Raw genomic sequence first — 6,740 nt, forward strand, 5'->3', positions numbered from 1 at the left:
CACGTTTCGGCTCTCACCCGACCGGGCATCTTTTTCACACCATGGGTGACATCCGGATCGGCACGTCGGGCTGGCACTACCCGGGCTGGCGCGGCGACTTCTACCCGCGCGGCCTCCAGCAGCGGCTGGAGCTGGAGTACCTGGCCCGCGTCCTGGACACCGTCGAACTCAACGGGCCGTTCTACGGCCTGCGCGAACCCGCCCACTACCGGTCGTGGCACGACCGCACCCCCGACGACTTCGTGTTCGCCGTCAAGGCGCACAAGGAGATCACGCACCTGCGCCGATTACAGGACGCCGCCGGCGCGGTGGCGGACTTCTTCGACTCCGGGGTGCTGGAGCTGGGCCACAAGCTCGGCCCCGTGCTGTGGCAGCTCCCGCCGACCCTGCCCCACCGGCCCGACCGGCTCGCCGCGTTCCTCGACCAGCTCCCCGGCCCACCGGTCCGGCACGCGCTGGAGGTGCGGCACCCCAGCTTCCTCGTGCCCGAGGTGACCGACCTGCTCACCGAGCGCGGGGTGGCGCTGGTGGTGGCCGAGTCGGCGGGCCGCTTCCCCGAACCGGAGGAGCTGACCGCCGACTTCGTCTACGCCCGCCTGCACGGCGACCGCGAGCTGTACGTCAGCGCGTACGCGCCCGAGTCGCTGGACCGCTGGGCCGACCGCGTCCGCGCGTGGTCGGCCGACCGGGACGTGTTCGTCTACTTCGACAACACCATGCACGGCCACGCCCCGCACGACGCGCGCGCGCTCGCGGCCCGGCTCGCCGACCGCTAGCGGCGCGGCACGCGGTCCAGCACCACGCCGAAGTGCTCCTCGTGCGCGGCGATCACCTCGGCGTCGGTCAACTCCCGCTCACGCCGCTCACCGCGCTCGGTGACGATCAGCCGGTTGCCCGACACCGTGATCCGGCCGTGCGCGGTGGCGATGGAGCAGGTGGCGACCTTGAGGAACGGCGAGTCCTCCGCCGTCTGCTGGTACCAGCAGGTGGCCCGGAACTCCTCCAGCGCACGCGGGCGCAGCTCCATCCGGTACTGCACCTCGCCGTCGAACAACACGTCCACATCGCCCTCCGGCGCGTCGGCGAGCCGGAACACGCCGATCGGGTCGTGCTGGTCCTCCCGGCTGGTCAGGTCCAGCGGGCGCATGGCGAACCGGCCGAACCCGACGTCCACGAGCTGGTCGCCGACGCGCAACGCCATGTGGTCGAACGGCGGCCCGAACACCCCCTTGTTGAACACCTTCGCGGACAGCAACCGGACGTCGTACCCGAGAGCGCCGAGCAACGTGGCGAACGCGCCGTTCAACTCGTAGCAGAACCCGCCGCGCCGCCGGTTGACCACCTTGTCCACCAGCGCGTCCGGGGAGAGCGTGACCGGCTCGCCGAGGTGCAGGCTCAGGTTCTCGAACGGCACCGAGCGCAGGTGCCGTTCGTGCAGCTCGACGAGCGTGCTGGACCGCGTGGCGCCGATGCGCTCCAGGTAGGCGTCGATGGTTCGGTTGTCCATGAGTACAAAGTTGCACGTTCGAGCACGCTGGAGGTCAATGTGACGGTGATCCGCATCGGCACTTCCGGGTGGCTCTACCCGCCGTGGCGGGGCGTGTTCTACCCGAAGGGCCTGGTGCACAAGCGCGAGCTGGAGTACCTGTCGAGCCGGCTGGACTCCGTCGAGATCAACGGCACCTTCTACTCGCTCCAGCGGGAGAGCAGCTTCCGGACGTGGGCGGCGCAGACGCCCGACGACTTCGTGTTCGCGGTCAAGGGCAGCCGCTTCATCACCCACATGAAACGCCTGCGCGACCCCGAAGAGGCCCTGCGCAGGTTCTTCGACTCCGGCGTGCACCTGCTGGGCGCCAAGCTCGGCCCGTTCCTGTGGCAGCTCCCGCCCACGATGCGCTTCGACCCGGCCCTGCTCGCGGACTTCTTCGCCGCCCTCCCCCGCACCCACGACGACCGCCCGCTGCGGCACGCGCTGGAGGTGCGGCACGAGTCGTTCCGCGACCCGGCGTTCCCCGAGCTGCTGCGCGAGCACCGCATCGCCATGGTCATCGCGGACACCGCACGCACGTTCGTGGAACTGGAAGGCGTCACGGCCGACTTCGTCTACATCCGCCTGCACGGCGACGAGGAGCTGTACACGAGCGGCTACAGCGACCAGGCCCTCGACCGGTGGGCCGAGAAGATCCGCGGCTGGTCGGCCACGCACGACGTCTACGCGTACTTCGACAACGACGCGAAGGTCATGGCCCCACGCGACGCCCTCGCCCTCGCCGACCGCCTGCGGCCCGAGTAGCGGGGCCACCGCACCGGCCGCACAATCCGTCCGGTGAAGGCGATGACCAACGGCCTGCTCACCGCCGTGACGCTCACGGCAGCCGCCCTGATCTCCGGCACCGCACCGCAGAGCCCCACGTGTGACCGCGGCGAGTTCTGCGCGTGGACCGGTGCGAACTACACGGGCACCGTGCAACGGCACGACCTGGAAACCGCCAACCCGAACCAGTGCATCCCCCTCCACGACTTCGTGGCCCGTTCATTCGTGAACAACCTGACCCGCGACGCCTCCGTCTACCAGGGCGCCACGTGCTCCACCGAGGCCGAGTTCACCACCTACCCCGGCCGCGGCACCTACGTGCCCGACGCGCCGTTCGCCGTGCGCGCGATCCAGGTCTGGGGCTCGTGACCCCGCACGGGGGAGGTGCGTGCCGCGGCCGGTGACGGCACGATGGGTGTGGATCACCACCCATGGAGGTAACGCCGTGACGGGACCGCTCGACGCCGCTGAACTGTTCGACGCCGTGGGACGCGACTACGAGGAGGCGTTCGGGCACCAGCCCATCGCCGACGTGGCCGTGCGGCTGCTGCTCGACCGGCTCCCGGAGAGCGCCCGCGTGCTCGACATCGGCAGCGGCACCGGGCGGCCGGTCGCGGCGGCGCTCACGGGGGCCGGTCACCGGGTGCTCGGGGTCGACGTGTCCGACCGCATGGTCGCCATCGCCCGCGAGCAGGTGCCGGACGCCGACTTCGTGCGTGCCGACATCCGCGAGTGGGACTCGGCCGCCGGCTCCTGGGACGCCGTGTGCGCGTTCTTCTCGTTCCTCCAGATGACCCGGGACGAGGTGCTTCGCCTGCTCGACCGCGGCGCGCGCTGGCTCAAGCCGGGCGGCCTGCTCGCCGTCGCCACCGTGCCGATGGACGTCGAGGGCGTGGACACCGACTTCCTCGGCCACCCCATCCGCGTCACCAGCTTCGCCGCGCCCGACCTGCTCCGCCACGTCGAGCAGGCCGGGTTCGAGGTGGTCGAGACGCGTGAGGCCGTCTTCGCGCCCCACGCGGACCGACCGGCCGAGCAGCAGTTCCTCGTCCTGGCTACCCCCACACCCCGGACGCCGCCGACTCCTTGACGTAGTCCGCGAACCGGCGCGGCGCGCGGCCCAACGCGTCCCGCACGCCGGTGGCCGGTTCGGCGTCCCGGCCGTCGCGGATCGCCACCAGCGCCTCGCCCAGGTCGTCGGCGTACTCGGGGGAGAAGCCGTCCGCGAGCAGGGCCGCCGCGACCGCCGAACCCGGGACGTCGACCAGGCGGATCTCGCGACCCACCGCCTCGGCGACCATCGCCACCGCGTCGGGGAACGAGATCGCCTCCGCCCCGGACAGCTCGTACACGCGGCCCGCGTGCCCGTCACCGGTCAACGCGGCCACCGCCACGTCGGCGATGTCCCGCGCGTCGATGAACGGGTGCGCGCCCGGACCCACCGGCAACGCCACCTCGCCCGCGAGCACCATGGGCAGCAGGAAGTCCTCCGTGAAGTTCTGGTTGAACCACCGGGGCCGCAGGATCGTCCAGTCCACCCCGGACGCCCGGACGACGTCCTCCCGACGCCGCGCCGCACCGACGCCGTGTGCCGAGAGGTGGACCACCCGCCGCACCCCGGCCGCGACGGCACGCGTCAGGAACTCCTCCACCAGCGCGGTGTCCAGGTCCTTCGCGGGTGGCACCAGGTACAGCGCGGTCGCACCGGCCAGCGCGGTGTCCCATGTGGACTTGTCGGACCAGTCGAAGCGGATGGCGGTGGAGCGCGACACGGGACGGGCGGCGGTGCCGAGTGCGGCGGCGACGTGGCGGCCGGTCTTGCCGGTCGCGCCGAGGACCAGGATTGTCATACCCCGAGCCAACCAGTGCCCCGGTGCACCGGACATGGTCGAAAAGCCGGTTCGCATGTTCAATCGTCTTCGTGGACGCTCTCACCGATCTGCTGCGCGGCTTCCGCGCCAACGGGGCGCTGGTGTGCCGCTCGTTCGCCTCGCCGCCCTGGTCCATGCGTTACTCCACCACCCCACCGCTGACCTTGGTGACGGTGTCGCACGGCAACGGCTGGCTGATCGCCGACGGGCACGAACCGATGCGGCTGCGGGCAGGCGACCTCGGCCTGGTGCGCGGACCGGTCGGGTTCGTGCTGGCCGACGACCCCGCGACACCGCCCCAGCTCGACCCCACCACCGTCGAGTGCGACGAGTGGCGCGTCGGCACCCGCACGTACGGGCTGCGTCCCGACGGCGATGCCGTGGTGATCACCGGCAGCTACGAGGTCCGCGGCAGCGTGTCCGACCGCCTCCTCAACGCCCTGCCGCAGGCGTTCGTCGTGCCCTGCGGGCCGTGCCAGACGGTCGACCTGCTGGCCGAGGAGATCGCGAAGGACCAGCCGGGCCAGGACGGCGTGCTGGACCGGCTGCTCGACCTGCTCCTGGTGTTCGCGCTGCGCGAGTGGTTCGACCGGCCCGAGGCCAACCCGCCCGGCTGGTACCGGGCGCTGGGCGATCCCGTGGTGGGACCGGCGCTGCGTGCCATCCACGACCAGCCGGGTCGCACGTGGACGGTCGCCGAACTCGCCGAGCTGGCCGGGGTTTCCCGCGCCGTGCTGGCGAAGCGGTTCGCGGCGCAGGTCGGCGTGCCACCGCTGACCTACCTCACGGAGTGGCGCATGAGCGTCGCCGCGGACCTCTTGGCGCAACCCGACGCCACCGTGCACGCCGTGGCACGCGCTGTCGGCTACACGGACGGCTTCGCGTTCAGCACCGCGTTCAAACGGGTGCGGGGCGTGCGGCCGAGCGATCACCGTGTGGTAGCTCTGCGGGCATGAGCAACAGCCTGGAAGACCTGCGAGACGCGTTGCGCCGGTTCGCCGCCGCACGGGACTGGGACACCTACCACACGCCCAAGAACCTGGTCATGGCGTTGTCGGGGGAGGTCGGCGAGCTGACCGACCTGTTCCAGTGGCTCACGCCGGAGGAGGCGGCGAACGCCATGGCGGACCCGGAACTCGCGTGGAACGTGCGGGACGAACTCGCGGACGTGGTGCACTACCTCGTGCGCCTGGCGGACAAGCTGGACGTCGACCTCGTGGAGGCCGCGTTCGCCAAGATCGACCGCAACGAGCGGCGCTTCCCCACCGGCGACCTGCGCCCCGTCGAATGAGGGCCGCGGGTCAGACGTAGGTCAGCAGCAGCAGGACCAACGCCACCAGCAGGACGACCCCGAGGAACGCGGACACCCACGCGGGCGAGGCGGACGGCCTCGCCCGCGCATGTCTGCCCCGTCGCCTACGCGGTAGCCAGCGCACCGCCGCCTCCCCAGCACCCCACCCGATCCCGTTCATGCGGCCAACGCTATGGACCGGGGAAGGAGACCGGCTCCACGTCACCCGGACGCCGCACGGGAACGCCCGGACAGCGGTACGGACCACCGGTGCCGCGGTCGGCGGCGGCAGGATGGGTTCCATGCAGGTGACGGTGGTCGGTGCGGGAATCGCCGGAGTGGCTTGCGCACGAGCGCTCACCACGGCCGGAGTCACGGTCCGTGTCCTCGAACGGGCGCACGTGTGCGGCGGACGGATGGCGACCGAGTCGTACGGCGGTCGCCGTGCGGACACGGGCGCGGGGTACTTCACGGTGTCCTCGCCCGAGTTCGCCGCGGTGGTCGAGGGCTGGCGCGCGGCCGGTCTGGCACGTGAGTGGACGGACACGTTCGCCGTGCGCTCGCGGGACGGGTGGAGCACGACCACCGGGCCGGTGCGGTGGGCGGCGGCCGGTGGCCTGCGATCCCTGGTGCGGCAGCTCGCCGAGGGGCTGGACGTGCGCACCGGGTGGGAGGTCGGGCACGTCGACCCGGGACCCCGGGTCGACGGCGTCGCGGCGGACGCCGTGGTGCTCGCCATGCCGGGCCCGCAGGCCGTGCGCCTGCTGGACCCCGCGTTGGCCGAGACCGCCCGAGCCGCGGGCGCACAGGTGTGGCTGCCCTCCCTCGTCGCGACCCTCCGGTACCCGGAACGCACGTGGGACTTCCGGGGCGCCTTCGTGAACGACCACCCCGTGCTGGCGACGTTGCTGGACGACGGCAGCCGTCGCGGGGACGGCAGCCCCGTGCTGGTCGCCCACACCACGGCCGGTTTCGCCGAGCGCTTCGACGCCGAAGCAGCGGGTGCCGGGATCGACGCCGCGGTGCGGGAGCTGCTGGGCTTGCCGGCGGCGCTCCGCGTCGACGTGGTGCGATGGGCGTTCGCCCGCCCGGACGGTCCCGGTGCCGCCCCGTTCCACTTCGGGCGGGAGCGGATCGGCCTGGCCGGTGATGCCTGGGGCTCGCCCAAGGTGGAGACCGCCTGGCTGTCCGGCACCCGCCTCGCCGCGGCCGTGCTGGGTGGGTGAACGCGAAAAAGCCTTGAGGGGCACCCGATGAACAGGTG

Annotated in this window: 10 protein-coding genes; 7 read left to right on the plus strand and 3 right to left on the minus strand. The window is 72.2% G+C overall.

The window, feature by feature from the left end; genetic code table 11:
• Positions 1-41 precede the first annotated feature (41 nt).
• A complete protein-coding gene (locus KZQ38_RS09990) occupies positions 42-776 on the plus strand; it encodes a DUF72 domain-containing protein (protein WP_219440346.1) in 735 nt (244 codons plus the stop codon).
• Here KZQ38_RS09990 and KZQ38_RS09995 read toward each other — a convergent pair.
• The gene (locus KZQ38_RS09995; RefSeq protein WP_219440347.1) at positions 773-1,507 is read right to left on the minus strand and encodes an arylamine N-acetyltransferase family protein; all 735 of its coding nucleotides are present in this window, start codon (positions 1,505-1,507) and stop codon (positions 773-775) included. The genes KZQ38_RS09990 and KZQ38_RS09995 overlap by 4 nt on opposite strands.
• 45 nt (positions 1,508-1,552) lie before the next feature.
• Between KZQ38_RS09995 and KZQ38_RS10000 the strand changes: the two genes are divergently transcribed.
• From KZQ38_RS10000 to KZQ38_RS10010, 3 genes are all read left to right on the plus strand, one after another.
• The gene (locus KZQ38_RS10000) at positions 1,553-2,293 is read left to right on the plus strand and encodes a DUF72 domain-containing protein (RefSeq protein WP_219440434.1); all 741 of its coding nucleotides are present in this window, start codon (positions 1,553-1,555) and stop codon (positions 2,291-2,293) included.
• A 42-nt stretch (positions 2,294-2,335) separates the two neighbouring features.
• Entirely contained in the window at positions 2,336-2,683 is a 348-nt protein-coding gene (locus tag KZQ38_RS10005; protein ID WP_219440435.1) for a peptidase inhibitor family I36 protein, read from the plus strand.
• A 76-nt stretch (positions 2,684-2,759) separates the two neighbouring features.
• Positions 2,760-3,404: a class I SAM-dependent methyltransferase gene (locus KZQ38_RS10010; protein ID WP_219440348.1), complete on the plus strand. Its 645-nt coding sequence runs from the start codon at positions 2,760-2,762 to the stop codon at positions 3,402-3,404.
• Here KZQ38_RS10010 and KZQ38_RS10015 read toward each other — a convergent pair.
• Complete coding sequence (locus KZQ38_RS10015) at positions 3,370-4,164, minus strand: NAD(P)H-binding protein (RefSeq protein ID WP_219440349.1); 795 nt, start codon at positions 4,162-4,164, stop codon at positions 3,370-3,372. The two genes, KZQ38_RS10010 and KZQ38_RS10015, sit on opposite strands and share 35 nt — an antisense overlap.
• 71 nt (positions 4,165-4,235) lie before the next feature.
• Between KZQ38_RS10015 and KZQ38_RS10020 the strand changes: the two genes are divergently transcribed.
• Together KZQ38_RS10020 and KZQ38_RS10025 are read left to right on the plus strand one after the other, a co-directional pair.
• On the plus strand, positions 4,236-5,141 hold the full coding sequence (locus tag KZQ38_RS10020) for an AraC family transcriptional regulator (RefSeq protein ID WP_219440350.1): 906 nt from the start codon (positions 4,236-4,238) through the stop codon (positions 5,139-5,141).
• Positions 5,138-5,476 (plus strand): nucleotide pyrophosphohydrolase, encoded by a 339-nt coding sequence (locus KZQ38_RS10025; protein ID WP_219440351.1) that lies wholly within the window; start codon positions 5,138-5,140, stop codon positions 5,474-5,476. The genes KZQ38_RS10020 and KZQ38_RS10025 overlap by 4 nt, the downstream gene beginning before the upstream one ends.
• Positions 5,477-5,486: 10 nt before the next feature.
• Here the strand turns inward: KZQ38_RS10025 and KZQ38_RS10030 are convergent, their stop codons facing one another.
• On the minus strand, positions 5,487-5,657 hold the full coding sequence (locus KZQ38_RS10030) for a hypothetical protein (protein ID WP_219440352.1): 171 nt from the start codon (positions 5,655-5,657) through the stop codon (positions 5,487-5,489).
• A 121-nt stretch (positions 5,658-5,778) separates the two neighbouring features.
• Here KZQ38_RS10030 and KZQ38_RS10035 point away from each other — a divergent pair, with 121 nt between their 5' ends.
• The gene (locus KZQ38_RS10035) at positions 5,779-6,702 is read left to right on the plus strand and encodes an NAD(P)/FAD-dependent oxidoreductase (RefSeq protein ID WP_219440353.1); all 924 of its coding nucleotides are present in this window, start codon (positions 5,779-5,781) and stop codon (positions 6,700-6,702) included.
• The last annotated feature ends 38 nt before the right edge of the window (positions 6,703-6,740 follow it).

It is taken from the genome of Saccharothrix obliqua, assembly GCF_019375475.1.
Taxonomy (GTDB): Bacteria; Actinomycetota; Actinomycetes; order Mycobacteriales; family Pseudonocardiaceae; genus Actinosynnema; species Actinosynnema obliqua.

Bases quoted from the DNA above. Each gene is read 5' to 3' on its own strand.
- KZQ38_RS09990 (WP_219440346.1), top strand. From the start codon at position 42: ATGGGTGACATCCGGATCGGCACGTCGGGCTGGCACTACCCGGGCTGG.
- KZQ38_RS09995 (WP_219440347.1), bottom strand. From the start codon at position 1,507: ATGGACAACCGAACCATCGACGCCTACCTGGAGCGCATCGGCGCCACG.
- KZQ38_RS10005 (WP_219440435.1), top strand. From the start codon at position 2,336: ATGACCAACGGCCTGCTCACCGCCGTGACGCTCACGGCAGCCGCCCTG.
- KZQ38_RS10015 (WP_219440349.1), bottom strand. From the start codon at position 4,164: ATGACAATCCTGGTCCTCGGCGCGACCGGCAAGACCGGCCGCCACGTC.
- KZQ38_RS10025 (WP_219440351.1), top strand. From the start codon at position 5,138: ATGAGCAACAGCCTGGAAGACCTGCGAGACGCGTTGCGCCGGTTCGCC.
- KZQ38_RS10030 (WP_219440352.1), bottom strand. From the start codon at position 5,657: ATGAACGGGATCGGGTGGGGTGCTGGGGAGGCGGCGGTGCGCTGGCTA.
- KZQ38_RS10035 (WP_219440353.1), top strand. From the start codon at position 5,779: ATGCAGGTGACGGTGGTCGGTGCGGGAATCGCCGGAGTGGCTTGCGCA.